Annotated in this window: 15 protein-coding genes; 1 reads left to right on the forward strand and 14 read right to left on the reverse strand. The window is 59.6% G+C overall.

Features of this window, described 5'->3' with window-relative positions; translation table 11 throughout:
- The first annotated feature begins 659 nt into the window (after positions 1-659).
- The gene (locus QH270_RS17065) at positions 660-1,358 is read left to right on the forward strand and encodes a TetR/AcrR family transcriptional regulator (RefSeq protein WP_280343260.1); all 699 of its coding nucleotides are present in this window, start codon (positions 660-662) and stop codon (positions 1,356-1,358) included.
- Positions 1,359-2,138: 780 nt separating this feature from the next.
- Here QH270_RS17065 and QH270_RS17070 read toward each other — a convergent pair.
- The 14 genes from QH270_RS17070 to QH270_RS17135 all read right to left on the reverse strand — a co-directional run bounded on the left by QH270_RS17070 (position 2,139) and on the right by QH270_RS17135 (position 15,453).
- Complete coding sequence (locus QH270_RS17070; RefSeq protein WP_280343265.1) at positions 2,139-2,750, reverse strand: GTP-binding protein; 612 nt, start codon at positions 2,748-2,750, stop codon at positions 2,139-2,141.
- Positions 2,731-3,108 (reverse strand): DUF742 domain-containing protein, encoded by a 378-nt coding sequence (locus QH270_RS17075; protein WP_280343268.1) that lies wholly within the window; start codon positions 3,106-3,108, stop codon positions 2,731-2,733. The genes QH270_RS17070 and QH270_RS17075 overlap by 20 nt, the downstream gene beginning before the upstream one ends.
- A complete protein-coding gene (locus QH270_RS17080; protein ID WP_280343270.1) occupies positions 3,105-3,545 on the reverse strand; it encodes a roadblock/LC7 domain-containing protein in 441 nt (146 codons plus the stop codon). The genes QH270_RS17075 and QH270_RS17080 overlap by 4 nt, the downstream gene beginning before the upstream one ends.
- The gene (locus QH270_RS17085; RefSeq protein WP_280343273.1) at positions 3,542-5,698 is read right to left on the reverse strand and encodes a sensor histidine kinase; all 2,157 of its coding nucleotides are present in this window, start codon (positions 5,696-5,698) and stop codon (positions 3,542-3,544) included. Before QH270_RS17085 ends, QH270_RS17080 begins: the two co-directional genes overlap by 4 nt.
- A gap of 558 nt (positions 5,699-6,256) precedes the next feature.
- Entirely contained in the window at positions 6,257-6,469 is a 213-nt protein-coding gene (locus QH270_RS17090) for a ferredoxin (protein WP_280343275.1), read from the reverse strand.
- Positions 6,470-6,723: 254 nt separating this feature from the next.
- Complete coding sequence (locus tag QH270_RS17095) at positions 6,724-7,443, reverse strand: hypothetical protein (protein WP_280343278.1); 720 nt, start codon at positions 7,441-7,443, stop codon at positions 6,724-6,726.
- A 48-nt stretch (positions 7,444-7,491) separates the two neighbouring features.
- Positions 7,492-8,424, reverse strand: a complete 933-nt coding sequence (locus QH270_RS17100; protein WP_280343281.1) for an MlaD family protein — start codon at positions 8,422-8,424, stop codon at positions 7,492-7,494.
- Between the two features lie 32 nt (positions 8,425-8,456).
- A complete protein-coding gene (locus tag QH270_RS17105) occupies positions 8,457-9,467 on the reverse strand; it encodes an MlaD family protein (protein WP_280343284.1) in 1,011 nt (336 codons plus the stop codon).
- Entirely contained in the window at positions 9,464-10,546 is a 1,083-nt protein-coding gene (locus QH270_RS17110; protein WP_348537667.1) for an MlaD family protein, read from the reverse strand. The genes QH270_RS17105 and QH270_RS17110 overlap by 4 nt, the downstream gene beginning before the upstream one ends.
- Before the next feature lies 1 nt (position 10,547).
- Positions 10,548-11,549, reverse strand: a complete 1,002-nt coding sequence (locus tag QH270_RS17115; RefSeq protein ID WP_280343286.1) for an MlaD family protein — start codon at positions 11,547-11,549, stop codon at positions 10,548-10,550.
- 8 nt (positions 11,550-11,557) lie between these two features.
- Complete coding sequence (locus QH270_RS17120) at positions 11,558-12,571, reverse strand: MlaD family protein (protein WP_280343290.1); 1,014 nt, start codon at positions 12,569-12,571, stop codon at positions 11,558-11,560.
- Complete coding sequence (locus QH270_RS17125) at positions 12,568-13,599, reverse strand: Mce family protein (protein ID WP_280343294.1); 1,032 nt, start codon at positions 13,597-13,599, stop codon at positions 12,568-12,570. Before QH270_RS17125 ends, QH270_RS17120 begins: the two co-directional genes overlap by 4 nt.
- A 61-nt stretch (positions 13,600-13,660) precedes the next feature.
- Positions 13,661-14,449 carry an ABC transporter permease gene (locus QH270_RS17130; RefSeq protein ID WP_280343297.1) on the reverse strand — a complete coding sequence of 263 codons (789 nt, stop codon included), beginning with the start codon at positions 14,447-14,449 and terminating at the stop codon, positions 13,661-13,663.
- 89 nt (positions 14,450-14,538) lie between these two features.
- A complete protein-coding gene (locus QH270_RS17135) occupies positions 14,539-15,453 on the reverse strand; it encodes an ABC transporter permease (protein WP_432420373.1) in 915 nt (304 codons plus the stop codon).
- Positions 15,454-16,048 lie beyond the last annotated feature (595 nt).

A 16,048-nucleotide genomic window follows, 5' to 3' on the forward strand; every position in this document is an offset into this window, starting at 1 on the left:
TCGCCCTTCAGGATGTTTGGGCGCGGCAGGCACCCCCGCCTTGCCAGGAAACATCTCGCGGGCGAGATTCCTCTATCGCTCTGAGCTTCCGGCGACGTCCGAGCGACGACGATCTGGGCTGTGCGGGTTCCCCTGAGCGACCCCGCCTCGCGCCTCTTTGAAGCCTCTGGCATTGCTCGGCGGCATGCCCGTCGCCGGGCGGAGCGGTCGACCCTGGGCCCGCATACGAACACTCATCGAGATCTCCGATGCCGATGGGGTCGCCAGGCCGGGGACCGCGGCAACCCAATTACGATTCAAATACCATGTAGAATTTCTACCGAAGGCGTCATCTCCATCCGGCAATGAGGACCGGAGATGTGACCTGCGACATATCCTGCATGAAGTCTAGCATAAGTCGACTTATGCGGCAAGGGTGCTGGTAAGAACCATCTCTGGCCAGCCGAGCAACCCGAGTAGGCGATGTCCTCGACCCGTCGATCAGACGGGCTGACGACGAGGGCGGCTCGCACCCGCCGCCCCGCTTAGACTCTATATTCAATTTCACGCCTCCCGGAGACGAAGGCGGCACGATGCGCGCCCGTCCTTCGTGCCCGCAACAGCCGACCGACCCGAGCGGGCCAGCGCGTACGCATCTGTCCAGTTACCAAGAGGAACGTATGACCACCAATCGGACTACCGACCATCCATACCACCCGGCCAGCGTGTCCGCTCTCGCAGCGCAGAGACACGCCGACAGGGAGTGGTACCGGCGCCGAATCATTCTCGCCGCAGATGAAGCGTTCACCACGAACGGCTATCACGCGACATTCATGGATGAGATCGGTCGGCGTGTGGGAGTCAGCAAACCGGTACTGTACAACTACTTTACTGGCAAGTTGGAGCTCTATTTGGCCGTACTGCAGACGCACCTCGACAATCTGGTAGCCGGCGTCCGGAGTGCTCTTGGCGCTGCGGAAGAAAATGCCATGCGGGTCAGCAATGCCGTCTCCGCTTATTTCGACTTCGTCGACAAAGACACTGCCGGTTACAGACTGGTTTTCGATTCCGACCTCATCAGCGAGCCATCGGTCCAGTGGAGAACACGACAGGCAACCGAGGCCTGCATCGACGCAGTGTGCGCTGAGCTTCTTCGCGGATCCAGCCTGTCACCGAAACACACCCGCGCCATGGCGGTCGGGCTTGTCGGTGCAAGCCACCATGCCGCCCGGTATTGGATCGAGGCCGGACGCCCGGTTCCCAAAGCCGATGCAGTGGCAGCCACTGCATCGCTATGTTGGGGAGGGCTGTCCGGGATCGATCACCGTGCCCCTACGATGCCGCTGGATGCCGCAAATGCCCAGGATGAAAGCAGCTGATGAGGGAGCATATGCCTGACACGTATTGTGCCTGTCCTGATGGGGGCATTCAGGCATCGTAGGTGAGCCGGTCATGCTCTGACCGTGCTATCGGCGGTGGACCTGGCCGGTAATAACGCGGCGAGCACGATGCCCAGGAGGTAGACGGGTCGCCCGTGACCTCGGTTCGACGGGCGCCTACTAGGTTCGGCACAACTTAAACGGCTGTACACCCGACAACATTTGCACTCAACGGTGTCAGAGTGTCGGAATAACCCGGCCGTAGAGCCGACATCGACTGCGGGTTGACGAACCTCCGCCGATTGAAGCTGGACATGCCCAACGTGCCGGTCGACGAAAAACACGTCGACCAAGCCGCCCACGTGGCCGATACATAGTCGGACACCCAACATTTCGGATGCGGCTGCCAGTCTCTTCGCCGAAGCCCACTACGCGCTCACGCCTTTACGGCTACAGCCTCACCGCCGCCCTGGCCATGCACGCATACACAAGCCCGCCCGCCACACCTGCGGCGAAGCCGACTTTCTCCCGACCGGACCGATGTCGAGAACAACTGGTACTTGCCCACCTTCGCCCGTTTCCGCGGGACCAGGAATCCGCTGTTCCTTCGACCTCGTTGACACTCCGGTCGCTGAGATCAACTGCCAGTGCGTATACCCACCCGGTGCCTCGGGACCCGGCGACCACTGTCCGCCATGAACATGATGCGCGCGCACCCCTTCCTGAACAGTTGCCCGGTGGCTATACCAACAAGGCGATGTTGTCCCCGGATCAGCTCGTCTAGCGCCCCGGCCCGTAGCTCGATGATGGAGTTATGGCCATGACATGCTCGAGTAGACAAATCAGTACCTGCTTGGCAGATTCCCGATCGCGTACATCGCACAGGCGAATGGGCACTCCGGATGGCAGGTCCAGCGCTGCGCGGACTTCCTCTGCGTCATAGACATCGGCCCAGTCGAAACAATTGACGGCGACCATGAATGGTATCCCCCGGGACTCGAAATAGTCCACGGCCGCGAAACAGTCCGAAAGCCGACGAGTGTCTGCCAGCACCACCGCACCCAACGCACCGAAGGAAAGCTCGTTCCACATGAACCAGAAGCGATCCTGCCCGGGCGTGCCGAAGAGATATAGCACGATATCCGATGCGAGCGTGATTCGGCCGAAGTCCAACGCAACGGTGGTCGTCGTCTTGTCTTCAACTCCGGTGATATCGTCAACGATCGCACCTAGCTGGGAGAGCCGTTCCTCGGTGCGCAAGGGGGTAATCTCGCTCACGGTGCCGACCATGGTGGTCTTGCCGACGCCGAAGCCGCCGGCGACCAGAAGTTTTACGGCCTGAATCGCGCCGATATCGGTCTCGTTGAAACGATCAGATCCTGCGTATGCCATCGAGTACCGCCTGAAGAAGTGTCGGATCCGGCGTACTGGGAACCGACGGAGACCGAGTAATGACGTGTCCCGAGTCGATCAAATCGCCGACAAGGACCTTTACCGCGGCCATCAGAAGGTTCAGATGCGCGGCGATCTCAGCAATCGATAGCGGACGCTCGTAACATAACTGCACGATCTCTCCATACTCTCGATCGAACGCCGTGGTCGCAGCCTCCGACCGGATGGCGACCACCAAGGTCAGAATATCGAGATTATGTCGACCTTTTCCAGCTCGACCACGAGTCACAGCAAAAGGCCGGACCAATGGTCCGGGGTCATCGGCGAGCGACCACTCGTCGCTATCGTTGAAATTCACGGATGGTACGACACATGTGGGGCGGTCGCGGTGGACCGGGGACTCGCCGAAAGCTGGTCGCGGACCTGCCCGACTGTGACGTTGATTTCATAGGCGACCAAGCCGAGATCGGCGTCCATGCCTGCCAGCAGCGCCACGCACGCGCCCTGGCCGGCTTCGGTCACCATCAAGTAGCCCTCGTCGAGCTCGACGACCGTCTGGCGAAGTTGCCCCTTGTCGAACCGGTATCCGACCCCGCGAGCCAAACTGTGTAGTGCCGAGGATACTGCAGCGAGGTGTTCGGCATCCTCGCGGCTGACCCCGTCCGAACCCGCCAACGCCAATCCGTCCGCAGAGAGCACGACCGCCCGCTCGGCTCCCGGAACCTTGCCGACAAGACTATTGAGCAGCCAGTCGAGTGCACCGACAGTTCGGTCCACTGCAACATTGTCGTTCATATCCGACCATCCATTTCCGTGGTGTGTCCAGCCGATGAGGTACGCGCTTGCTGCGTTCCGGCTTGAAAGGAGCTCATAGCGGCGCGTGCTTGCTCGGCCGATCGCGCAGAATCGATGGCCACAGGCCGTTGCGAGGGAGCCGAGTTGTCTATTTGAAGTTGCGGGGCGAGGTGACTCTGGCGCTGCCTCCGTGGCAAGGGGGATCGCCCTGGCGACACTTGTGCCGGGAAATCCATTGGTACCGAGGACAGTCGCGTCTGTTTCGGCACGGAAGCTCGCCCGGCTGCTGTGCCAGCTTCTGGAGTCTGCGATTCGTATCCGATGGCGGCCCCACGCGACCCGCTAGTGCTTTCGTCGAGACGGTGCCGAACTGGCCTACGTACTACCCCGTTCGAGGCCTCCAGCGCATCGTCTAGCGACGCCGGCAGCGCGACAGGCCGTGTCGCTTCGTCAATCTCCGGCGAGTTGAGCAGCTTGGCGGGGATCAGCACGATTGCTTTGACGCCCCCGTAGGCCGATTCCTGCAGGCTCACCGAGATACCGTGTCGCTGTGCAAGACGGCCGACAACGAACAGCCCCAGATGCCGTCGGCCAGCAACGGCCAGCTCCTGGAACTCGGGAGGGGTCTGTAGCAAGTCGTTGAGTCGATCGCGGTCGTCAGGCCTTATGCCGACGCCCTGATCCTCGACTTCTACGGCAACCCCGCGACCGACGCGATTGCCGCGCACAGAGATAGGCGCGTCCGGCGGCGAGAACGTCGCTGCGTTATCGATCAACTCGGCGAGCAGGTGGATCAAGTCCGCTACCGAACCACCGAGCATCTGAATGTCCGGCAAGCGGACACCGACAACCCTAGCGAAGCCTTCTGTCTCCGACGCGGCGCTTCGAACGATATCCTCCAATGACACCGACGTGCGCCATCTGCGTCCTGGCTGCTTCCCACCAAGAATCAACAAGTTTTCGGCGTTGCGCCGAGCACGCGTTGTCAGATGATCTAGTTTGAACAGCAACTCCAGGTGGTCAGGATCATCCTGCTTCGACTCCGCGATGTCGAGGATGTCGAGTTGTCGGCGAACCACCGTCTGGGTACGGAAGGCTATGTCGAGGAAGACCTTGTTGAAGCCGTCCCGCGTCCGGGCTTCGGCGGCGGCTGCAGTCATCGCCGCCCGTTGCGCCCTACTGAACGCATCCGCTACTTGACCGAGTTCGTCAGAACCTTCATCCACAACCGCGGTCTCAGCATCGACATCGACTTCCTCGCCGTCGTGGAGGCGTCGAATCAACGACGGCAGTCCCTCATTCGCCAATTCCAGACATCGCGAACGTAGCCTGCGCAGCCTTTGAACCAGACGGTTCGCCCCCACGAACGCAAGCAGGAACGATCCCACGGCAATGATCAGCACGGAGAATCCGGCGATCAGTGCTTGCTTGAAGGAGGTATCAGCCGCGGTTCCGGCACCGTTGGTTGCATGCACGAAGTGCAGGCGGAAGATATCGAACAATTCGGAGCTGACGGTTCGCTCTGCGGCCAACCATTCGTCCTGTGGAATCGAAAGCTGACCGAACTCGGCAATATGGTCTTCCTCGGCAGAGATCGTGCGCCACGCCGGACTCGCGGTTAGAGCACGATAGCGTTCTGTCTCGCTCTCGGTGAGATGGTCATCGAGCTGGCGCAGCTGTTCCCGGTAGGTTCCGACCAATTGCGTGATCGTCCGCCGTTCACTTTGTCGAAGGCCTTCGCGGGTGGCATCAGCCGCTACCAGCCCGATCGTGCGCGAATGAAGATCGGCGATCCTCAGCAATGCTGCTGTGATCGTTAGGTCGGTGACAGTCGTTGTCTGGGGCGCATTCACGGCGCTAACCTCGATGGCGTCAGCGATTGCTTCGACGATCCCGCTGTACAACCCGTCGGCATCGGCCGTCAGGGAACGAGCATCGACAGCTTCCCTCACCGTCGGAATCTTCGGAAGCAGGCTCGACAATTGCGTATTTAGCCGCGCGATTGCCTCAGAATCTAGGCGCTGAGCGCCACTAGCAAGCTGCCCCATTGTTTGAACGGCAGCGTCAGTCGCAGCCCTGTCGACCGCCAAATCGAGGGATGCCCGTGAGTCGCCTCCGAGCACCAGCAAGGTCGTCGTCCGTTCATCTTGCATCGTCGTTACGATATGAGCGAGAGGCTCGATGGATGACTGCCGATAGGCAAAAAGCTCGCGCTCCGTATTCGCGTCACTTATGAGGATCGCAACGGCTGCGGCGCCCGTCAACACCAACGCCGCACTAGGAATAAGAGCTATCGCAAGTACCCTGGCTCGGATGCTCGAACCAGAACGCATGCTAAGTCTTTGCATCACGACTTTCAGCCTGGAACTCGCCCCTGGCTGTGGATCTGCCGGCAACAGTATAGATCCTAACTCGATAAATCAAAGCCGACACAAGCAAAGTAGAGACGGTGACCGGCCACTTCAACAGCGCGGCAAGCAACAAAGAACCGCACATAATGCAAGGTCCCAAAGCTCTCGGGAAACCTCGCCACGTATTCTCACGCCATGCGATAGAAGCATCAGCTCAGACATGGCGGTCTAATTCACAACTGCGGAGACTTGTCACGCTCGAGGACGCCAGCCTGCACCAACCATCCCACACAGTCTGTCCCGTAGAAGCACCTGCGCCGCAGTTGCCAATCAGTCAACTCATTACAAGAATCTTGGGACCTACGACCGGACGGCTTCGGGTTGCCGCAGAATACGTAACGCTTCGGTAGGGCAACTGAACACAGCTTCCTCGACCTCGGCCAACTCCCCGTCGGCGACATCGTCTTTACGCATGATCAGATCGCCGTTCTCATCGACCTCGAAGAAGCTCGGCGCAAGCGATTCACAGATCCCCAGGCCGGTGCACTTGGTCCGATCCAATTCGATTCTCATGTAGGGACACCTTTCGACATCATCATCTACGCCGGGCTGGACGGTTCCAACCACGACTCGCGTGAACGTTTAATTGAATATAGATTAACTGTCGCCATAGGTCAACAGCCGATGGCCGGAATTCGCGTCGCGAGCCCTATACGTTGCCGGATGAGCAGGTGGCTCGCCGGGCGGGCCGAGCGGCACTTCTTCGCACCTCTGGCCCACCCGATTCGCTAGCACCCGGACTTCAAGGAGTTGCTGACTAGGCTCGGTCAACGAGGAGGCTGACCCACCGGGGCGGGAGCCGGCGGGTTCGAACCCGGATTCGCCGGTTGGGCCGTCGCTGTGCCCGGCAAAGCAGAGTCGATGCCACCGATCTCCGTGATCGCCGAGTTGTTCCGACTGTCGATCGACAGATGATACGTAGCAGTCGACTGAATTCCGTCTGGCGCCTGCGAGTTCTTGGTCAGCACACTGACGAAGCAACTCACCGAAAAGACCCCATTGGATTCCGACACAATTTTCGCCGCGATGGGCCGCGCGGTAGACGTCCACTGCAGAGGGGTGATGATCTGCTCCATCGACGCGGCCGCGCGGGAAAGCCTGTTCGACAGTTCCGGCGTCGTCCCCTTGGTCAGCCGGGCACTCCAAGCTGGAAGATCCCGAAAATCCATTTCTGCCGCACCGGCTGAGTAGTCAAGGGCTACTTGTTCGACCTGCTTGTGGAGGGCAGAAGTCGCATAGAGGTCGTTGAGCTCGTTCGACTTCGACTGCAACTGCCACCCCACGACACCGAAGGCCACAACCAGACAGCCGATCACAGCCGCGACGACAAGGGTTCTCAGCTGAACAGGCTGCCCGCCGAGGCGGTGAAGCAGATTGGCTGGCCCCGTCGCCTTTCCCGCGGTGGAATCCGCCTGCGTGGGCTCCTCGACACCGTTCGCAGCAGGTGTAGCGGTATCTTGTTCCAGTACTTCAAATTTCAGAGACATATCAAACTTCCTGGGTGAAATGATAGATCTGGCTACGGATTCGCAGTACTATCCACCCCCCGGCAGAGGAACGTTGATCGTCACGGCGTTGCCGGATTCGGTTGCCCGCATTGCATTTGCAAAAAGCTGGCTGATGTCAACTGTTTGCAGTGCGGCGCCTGCCGCACGGGCGGCAGGGAGCAGGTCTGTACCGAGGATGTTGAGATCTGCCGCACTCTTGTCGAGAAATACCTGCAGCCCGTCGGCAATGAGCGGCTTCGCTCCGTACTTCACAGCATCGCGCAATGGGGAGAACACCATAGCGAAATAGATACCGTCGACCAACTCGTTGAAGCCGTGGCCGAAACCGGCAAGGTGAGGAGTCGTCCGGGCAAGATCGCTGGGGATGGTGGCGCTGTCGAGCAGCATCGGCTGAATTGTGTTCAGCAACAGCGCGAGGTTGTCGGACTCGCGCGTCATGGCGGCCGCCAGCAACTCGCCTGCTGCGTTCAGGTTGCCGAGCACCCGAACATCGTCTGGCAACGAGATATTGATTTCCTTGAAGAGTTCCTGAACTCGCGCCGGTTCGACTTGTTCAAGAAACCGGGTGAGCTTCTCGGACAACTCCTTGAAGGTGGTCGGAACAGTGACGTGACTCGCGTCGATAACAGCACCGTCATCCAGGTAGGGGCCCGACGATGCGGCCGGCAGCACGGCCAGGTACGTCTCCCCCAATGCAGACAGGTTGTCCACCCGAAACCTGCTGTCCACAGGGATCTGGTAGCCCGCCTCATAGTTCCAGTCCACCTGGACACCCTTGGCGGACGTGTCAACGCCAGTGATATGGCCGATTTCGACGCCCCGTAACAGGACTTTCGCTCCAGTGACGAGCCCGTTGGTATCGGTTACGGACATCGAGGCCGTTTTCCGATCTTCGAACGCGCCGGTCTGCAAGCCCAGCGAATCCATGTAGACAAATGAGAGAACAGCGATCGCCGCCATGCCCGTCACGGAAAGACGACTTCGAGTGAATATCATTTGACTGCCCCCAGCATCCGCAAGACATTTTCGACGTCCGCGATCATTTGATCACCCTTGGCCGACTCGACTGAAAGCACGTTGATGGAAGGATTCTCTACAAAGGGCAGCAGGGTCAGCCGCAGGAATTCCGAGAGTTTAGCCGCAGTCGTCGGAGCGTCATCCCATATGCCTCGACCCATTGATGCTGTGTCAGCGAGAGACTCGAGCATCGGCACCATCCATAGCCCACCCTCGAAAATGCTGCCGATGGCGGGGAGTGCCTTACTGACATAGCCGACGATGTTATGCGCCCACCTATACCAGAAGTGTACCGCGTTGTCGGTGAATACCGTCGACACGATGTCCGACCTGTTGTTGACAGACTGTGCGGTGGCATCCAGGCCCTCGAGGAAGCGGTCGATTTCGCCGGTGTTACCTGCCAGATCGCGAAGATCGACTGCCACAGTGGATGCCATGTGCTGGAGATCGAGCATTTCCGGCATCACAGTATTGATCTTAGACATCGCCTCTTGAACACGCTGGATGCTTCCGCCATTCACGAAATGAGCGAGCACTGCGATGGTGTCTTCGAGTTGAGGCGGCGACGACGTTCTTTCCACCGGCACAGTAGACCCGGCGGACAGGAACGCGCCGGTGGCTCCTTCAAACGGCCGATCCAGACCGATGTAGGTGTCGCCAAGTAGCGTGTTCTGACGGATCACGGCTCGTACGTCGGTCGGAACCTGTGTACCGCCGTCGAGCGTCACCGTCACCCGCACAGAGTCTGCTGCTAGGTCAACTGCGTCCACCGCACCGACCTTGAGCCCGTCCATCATCACGTGCGCGCCGGCTGGGAGGTTCATCACGCTGGCGAACTCAAGTGTGACGTCGTACCCGTTGTTCGGCGTGCCGCGGAATACCGGCAGGTCGTTGGGGCCGACGGAGCAGGACGAGGTGGCAAACACGACTCCGCACAGCGCGAAGGCACCGATTCCGGATCTGGTTCTCGCGGAGAACACCATCATCGGTCCCCTTTCGAAAGGGCGAGGTCGAGCAATCGAGTGGCGGGCAGCTGGACTCGACCGTTTTCGGTACTGCAACTCCCGACAAGGGCCGCGTTGAGCGCGTCGCACAGCAGGGGCGCTTCTGGGTTATCGATCTGCACTGTCGGGACCTTGTACTGCACCGCGAAACCAGAGGGGCCCGACTGCTGCCGCATCAGGTCGGCGATCATCGGCACGGTCGCGATGAGACTTTGGATGTCTTTGGACCTCGTAGCGGCAAGATGGATTGCGTCGACGACCCCGCCGTGGACGAACGGCCAGAGATCATCGCCGTAATTGCGTTGAATGTCGAGGAGGACCGGAGTCAAGTACGCCACACCGATAACGACGTCGATGGGCCCTTGCCACAGATCACGACCGGCGGCTACCACTTCGGGCAGCTGGTCGAGGATGGAACGCAGGGCCACCCAGTTCCGCAACGCGTCATCGGTGAGTGGCGCCATGTTCTTGATGCTCGCCGCGAGATCGGCGACTAGCTGGTCCGGCCCGGTCATCGCGGCAGAGGCATGCGACATCATCGACTGTGCGACTACGCCGTTGGATCGCATTGCGTCCGCCATGCCGACGATTGAGCGCTCCAGGCTCTCCTGTCCGTTGACTGGGGCCATAGCGTCGATGAAATCGGAGGCTGAGCCGGCAATTTCAGAAATGCTTTTCGGCGTATATGACCGCTCCGGCGGGATGCATTGCCCCGGCTGCAATTGAGTACCCGTTTCATAGTTCCCTACCAGCTCAAGACTTCGATCGGCAAGCAGGGACTTCGACCGGGTGACCGCCTGAACATTAGCAGGGAATCTGCGATCGCCGTCGAGGCTGAATGTAACCTCTACGTGACTACCTTTAGGCTCGACTCGACCCACCGTTCCGACCTTGAGGCCCATTTGAGTCACCGCGTTACCCGCGTACAGTCCGATTGCATCGGGAAGGGCAGCACAGTAGTCCGAGCTCTGTGCATCACTACGTGCACTCGAGCAGCTCGCTGCAGCCATGACAGCTGTGCCGACCATCGCGGCTGCCAATACTCGACGTCTCATCATCATCTCAGCACGTCCGTCCCGCCACTGGAATACATACGTTCGAAGCCATGATCGTTCCGCCTCCGATGGCAGTCATACCCTCGGGAGTCAGCCAAGCCTCGAGTTGACTCTTCAATGCCAGTAGTTGGTCGATTATCGGCTTAAGGTTGGTCTGGGCGTCTGAGATCGCGTCACGCAGCTTGTTGACCGCGGCCAGCACCTCGTCTTTGTGGCCCAGGTAGAACTTCTCAACCGAGGTCACACGCATGAGCACATCGCCGAGACGATGGTAGCTCTCGTTAAACCCAGCTGAGGCGTAGTTGTAAGTGCTCGCGACAATCTCCACGCGCCGAATGAAGTCAAAAATAAATTCCCGGTCATTGTTGAACGCGACGAGGTACTCGGAGGCAAGGTCAGCGACCTGATGGACCTGTTCACGCTGACGATCCATAACCGCAGCGATGCTGTTCATCCCGTTGATCAGCGACCCGACAGAGGTGGAATTGTGTTCCAGTGCGTCTGCCACCTGCTCGATGTTGGCGTCGATCACTTTGCCGTCGACTTTTTCCGTCACATGCGGCGATGCCTGCAGGACATCGGCAATGGAGTACGGCACCTTGACCCGGTCGACGGGGATAACCGCATCACCGAGTGGCTTGCTCCCGATGGGTGTCAGGGTGATCGCGTAACCGCCGACAGGAGTCAGCATCCTGACCGATACCTGCGAGTCTGCGCCGACGAAGGTATCGGCATCGACTTCTGCCTCGACGCGAACTGTCGTGGGCTGAGCAGACACCTTGGTGACCGAGCCCACCGAGATGCCGGCTACCCGGACATCCTGGCCGATGTCCAACGATGCCGCGTCTGTGGTCTCGAAGGCAATTGTCGTTCGCCCGGGCGGATTCAGGTAGAAGACCGTGACTCCGGTCAGTGTCGCCAGGGCGACCAGAACCACTGTGGCACCGAGCGCGACGTCGCTGCTTCCGATCCGCCGCACCATTGCTGGAACGCTCAACTTGCGCACCACTCGACTACTCACCTCGGCTGACATACCACTACCTCACTACCGCTCAGAAGGACTTTGACCTCAGTGGGCAGGCTGGCCAGCCCGTTACTGCAGGCGACTGTCCCCGGCTCCTGGGTTACATGAGGCAGCTGCAGCCCTGCCAAAGTCACCGGTAACAGCCTGAGGGCGCCCGCGGCGTCGGTCAGAGAAGGGAATGCCTGCTTCAGCAGGGCATCGACATCGAGATCTTCGCTGATCCCAAGTGAGACGATCAGTTTCTGCACCGGGCGGGTGAACTCAGGTCCGTATTGCGCCGTCTTCTTCATCTCCTCAAGTACGGTCTGGGCTCTCGCAACCGGATAGCTCATTGCACGCAGGAAACCGAGCACCTGAGAGGAACGCCCGCCCAGCGAATCCGAGATGCGTGCCAAGTTGGCGGTGAGTGTCGAAATGACCTGTTCTCGATCGTGGGCGAGATCGGCGAGCTTCTGGACGCTGTCGAGCATGGGGGTGAGTCCGTCCCCGTCGCCCTGCAACACTGCGATCGCGTTCTCGGTGAACTCATTGATCTCATCGGTGCTCATCGTCGCCAAAACGGGCTGCAATCCGTTGAAGAGCTCTGTGATGTCATAGGAAGGTTGTGTGTGATCGATGCTCACGTGGTCGACTGGCTTGCCCTGAGCCTCAAGCTCTTGCATGTCGACATACCGGACTCCTGTGAGGTTCTGATACTTGATCGCAAGAGTTGTGCTGTCGGTCAGTCGATACGGTTCGATCAAAGAAAAATCGATCGCGGCAATTGTGGCGTCACCTTTACGCCGCAACTCGATCGAATGCACCTTGCCGATCTGCACGCCTTTCGAACGGATATCACCGTTCACGTGCAACCCGGAGACATCGGTGAACTCCGCGGAATACATACGCTCATCACCGTCGACCGGGTTCTTGATCGCATTGATAATGATGACGAAGAGCAGCAGCGCTACGAGGGCAGCAACACTGATCTTCGCAAGCAGCTTTGCAAATTCGACCCGGAAACTCATCGCGGTCCCTCCTGCGCCGCTTGGGTACTGACGCCGGCCGCCGCGAGCGGTGCCGCGACGCCGGGAAGGTCGTCCAAGACGATACGTAGATTCAGGATCTTCCGGTCACCGGACGTGGAGAAAGCAGCGTTGTACCGATCGACCAACATCTGCATATCCTTGCCCACCGCACCGCCGGAGAGCAGGCCCGGCATGGCGTCCGAAAGCACCTCGATGATCGTGGTGACTGGCGTCAGTTCCGTGCCATGTGAGGCAAGCAGCTTACCCGCACCACCGAACACGTCGACGGACATGATGTCCATCGCCTCATCCGTCTCGTCCATGAAAGCATCGTCGACGCCATAGGAACCGTCTGGCCGCTTGTTGAACTTGGTCTGGTACAGAGTGTTCAATGTGACGATCGCCTGGTCGTTGAAGGCAGGTAGCACAGCGAGAACATCGTTCACGCGTCCCATCAAATGGCTCGGCATCGCCTGTTGAGCTCGGGCTGCCTGGTTGGTGAAGACGACACCCGCCTCGATCATCGGGGTAAGCCCGTCCGTATACCGAATGATCTTGTCCAGGGTCTGGATCATCGGGTCAGTCAAGGTGCCGTCGATGACCAGAGAGCCCTTTTCGAGCATCGTGGACATGGTGAAGTCTCCAGCCGGTACCCTGCTTAGAACTCGGCCGTCCTTCAGATCCTGCCCACCCGGTCGGGCGATGACATTGACCGCCGTGACGCCGAAGTAGTTCTGCGGACGGAAGTCCACATCGAAGGAATCCGTCAGTCCTTCAATCTTTTCCGGCTGCATCGACACGCCCACGCGGACTACCCCGGCTTGAACCTTGTCCAGCGATGTCACCTCGCCTACCTCGGCGCCATGCATGATCAACTTCGTACCCACGGCGACTCCGGGTGCCACCGAGGGGACGTCCAGGCCGAGTTCGACCGCATCGTCCGGTGCGACCCGCGGATAGACCCAGCCGGCGATGAATACGATCATCGCGATGACGAGAACGGTCGCGAGTGCCCCGAGGTAGATCACCCTCGATTGCTGTCCGTCTGTTCCTCGGAGGAAGTCCTGGTTCCTCGTTTTACTCATTCTTCTACCCCTTGAACTGCAGCAGCGGACTGAGGCCCCAGATGGCCACTGTCATGCAGAAGTTGAGTACTACGATGGCGACGAGACTCGCCCGGATCGCCCGGCCGGACGCCGAACCGACGCCGGCGGGTCCGCCGGACGCGAAATACCCGTAGTAGCAGTGGATGACGGTGACAACCGAGCAAAAGACGAGGACTTTGGCTACGGAGGCGATCAGGTCGGGGACACTCAGGAACTGGCTGAAATAGTGGTCGTAGGTGCCGGCAGGCTGGCGATGCATAACCTTGACGATGAAGTTGCCCGAAACGAAGCTGACCACAAGTGCCATCAGATAGCCGGGCAGCACGACGAGCATGCCACCGATAAGCCTCGTTCCGACCACGAAGGGGATGGCGCGCAGACCCATGGACTCGGTCGCGTCAATCTCCTCGGAGATACGCATCGATCCGATTTCTGCCGTCATTCGGCAGCCGGCTTGCGCGGCAAAACCAATCCCGGTGATGATCGGCGCGATGACTCGAATGTTGGCGAACGATCCGATGATGCCCGTCAAAGGGCCGAACCCTAGCAAGTCCAGAGCAGTGAACGCCTGAATAGCGACCACCGCACCAACAGCAACACCGAGGAAGAACATCAGGCTGATCACACCACCGTCGACGATCAGGGAACCGCTGCCCCAGGCCATGCTGTTGGTGGTTTTCATGGTCTGCTGACGGTAGTGTCGGACAGTTGTCGGCAGCAGGTAGACGGTTTTCGCTGAAAATACGGCGATCTGGCCCAGCTCGGCGAACATCCCCGCCACACCACGGCCAACCGCTCGAACTGGCCGAAGAAGAGGTGACGATAGTGGGAACGGCTGGTACTTCGAAGGTGTGTTCACGGTTATGCCAATCGCGCCGGGAAGAACATGGTCTGCAGCTGACTGATCAATAGGTTCGTCATGAAGATGCAGAACACGCTGAGGACGACCGACGCGTTGACCGCATTGGCGACACCCTTCGGCCCGCCTTTTGCCTCAAGGCCCCGCAAGCTCGCGATGAGGACAACGATCCCGGCGAATACCACCGCTTTGAGAACCGAAAAGCCCAGGTCAGTGGGTGTAGCGAACGCACCGAACGATTGCCAGAAGCTACCCGGAACGACACCAGAGACGTAGTTGGAGATCGCGAGTCCGGCGAAAACACCAGCTGAAATAATGACGATGCACAACACCGGCGCGATCGCGATCATAGCCAGGAACCGCGGCATGACGAGCCGCTCTACAGGATCCACGCCCATGACTCGCATCGCGTCGATCTCCTCGCGGACCGATCGGGCGCCGAGGTCTGATGCGATGGCCGAGGCTGCGGCTCCACTCATCAGCAGCCCCGCGGCCATTGGAGCACCCTGCCCGACAACGCCGAGACCACTGGCAGCGCCGGCCAGCGAGTTCGCTCCTACCTGGTTCATAATTCCGCCGACCTGAACAGCCACTTCAGCCCCGATGGGCACTGCCATCAGCAATGCGGGAAGGGCTGTCACCTTCAGCAGCGACCACATCTGCAGGGCAACCTCGTGTACCGGAAGGCGCAGATGCACGATATCGACTGTCGCATAGCGGATTACAGCTGCCGTCAGTCGGACCGATCGACCAATTGTGGCCAGCGACAGAAGCGGGGTGGTGCGTAGGTAGTGTAGTGTACGACCCACGACCCCTCGGCTACGGTCCCGCGACGCAGTCGGCGGTGGATCCTTGTCGTCAGGATGCACGCCACGCAGAGCATCTTCCGACTGCAGCGGAGTTGTCGTAGCAATCATCGGAGCCGTCCTTGGTTCTTCCGTTGAAATTCTCGCGCACTCGAGAATCGGGCATCTGAATGTAACCTTTTCCACTCAGGAATAACTCAGCTGAAGATAGTTCAGCCAGCGAGCGTCGATACAGAAATGCTCGCGAGGGCGGCGGCGGCGAGCTCAGCTCGCCCGAGCCGGCGATCCGGTCCGGTCCCTATGATCAATTATTCTCGATTAGATTCCGCATCCATTCGATACCCTTGGGTCAGGTGTGCCTAAAGATCGAAGCCGGTTCTATCACAGGTCGAGACTTCTGCCATTCAGCCAAGTAGTCCAACAACTCGAGTGTGCCCGGCATCACTACGGATTCAGCATAGCATAAGTCAGCTTACGCGCAAGCATTTTACCTCACCATCACAGGAAGATGGGCATCCGCGGCAATTTGAGTGGAAAGTCATAGAATCTATTCGTCACTCGCCGGCAGACGCCGAGGTGCGGTCGACATAGTCGATCCCAGTCTCGGACACAGAACGCTGACCGAGACAATCCCAGAGCCAAGTAACCGTTTTGGCTAAAACGCAACGTCGCGGGGGGGGGTTTTTTTTTTTTTTGGAGGGGTGGG

Origin of the sequence: Nocardia neocaledoniensis (genome assembly GCF_029868625.1) — a bacterium.
GTDB classification, from domain to species: domain Bacteria; phylum Actinomycetota; class Actinomycetes; order Mycobacteriales; family Mycobacteriaceae; genus Nocardia; species Nocardia neocaledoniensis_A.

Excerpts from the sequence above, each read along its gene's own strand:
- QH270_RS17065 (WP_280343260.1), top strand. The coding sequence starts at position 660 with ATGACCACCAATCGGACTACCGACCATCCATACCACCCGGCCAGCGTG.
- QH270_RS17070 (WP_280343265.1), bottom strand. The coding sequence starts at position 2,750 with ATGGCATACGCAGGATCTGATCGTTTCAACGAGACCGATATCGGCGCG.
- QH270_RS17080 (WP_280343270.1), bottom strand. The coding sequence starts at position 3,545 with ATGAACGACAATGTTGCAGTGGACCGAACTGTCGGTGCACTCGACTGG.
- QH270_RS17085 (WP_280343273.1), bottom strand. The coding sequence starts at position 5,698 with ATGCAAGATGAACGGACGACGACCTTGCTGGTGCTCGGAGGCGACTCA.
- QH270_RS17090 (WP_280343275.1), bottom strand. The coding sequence starts at position 6,469 with ATGAGAATCGAATTGGATCGGACCAAGTGCACCGGCCTGGGGATCTGT.
- QH270_RS17095 (WP_280343278.1), bottom strand. The coding sequence starts at position 7,443 with ATGTCTCTGAAATTTGAAGTACTGGAACAAGATACCGCTACACCTGCT.
- QH270_RS17100 (WP_280343281.1), bottom strand. The coding sequence starts at position 8,424 with ATGGCGGCGATCGCTGTTCTCTCATTTGTCTACATGGATTCGCTGGGC.
- QH270_RS17105 (WP_280343284.1), bottom strand. The coding sequence starts at position 9,467 with ATGATGGTGTTCTCCGCGAGAACCAGATCCGGAATCGGTGCCTTCGCG.
- QH270_RS17110 (WP_348537667.1), bottom strand. The coding sequence starts at position 10,546 with ATGATGATGAGACGTCGAGTATTGGCAGCCGCGATGGTCGGCACAGCT.
- QH270_RS17120 (WP_280343290.1), bottom strand. The coding sequence starts at position 12,571 with ATGAGTTTCCGGGTCGAATTTGCAAAGCTGCTTGCGAAGATCAGTGTT.
- QH270_RS17130 (WP_280343297.1), bottom strand. The coding sequence starts at position 14,449 with ATGTTCGCCGAGCTGGGCCAGATCGCCGTATTTTCAGCGAAAACCGTC.
- QH270_RS17135 (WP_432420373.1), bottom strand. The coding sequence starts at position 15,453 with ATGATTGCTACGACAACTCCGCTGCAGTCGGAAGATGCTCTGCGTGGC.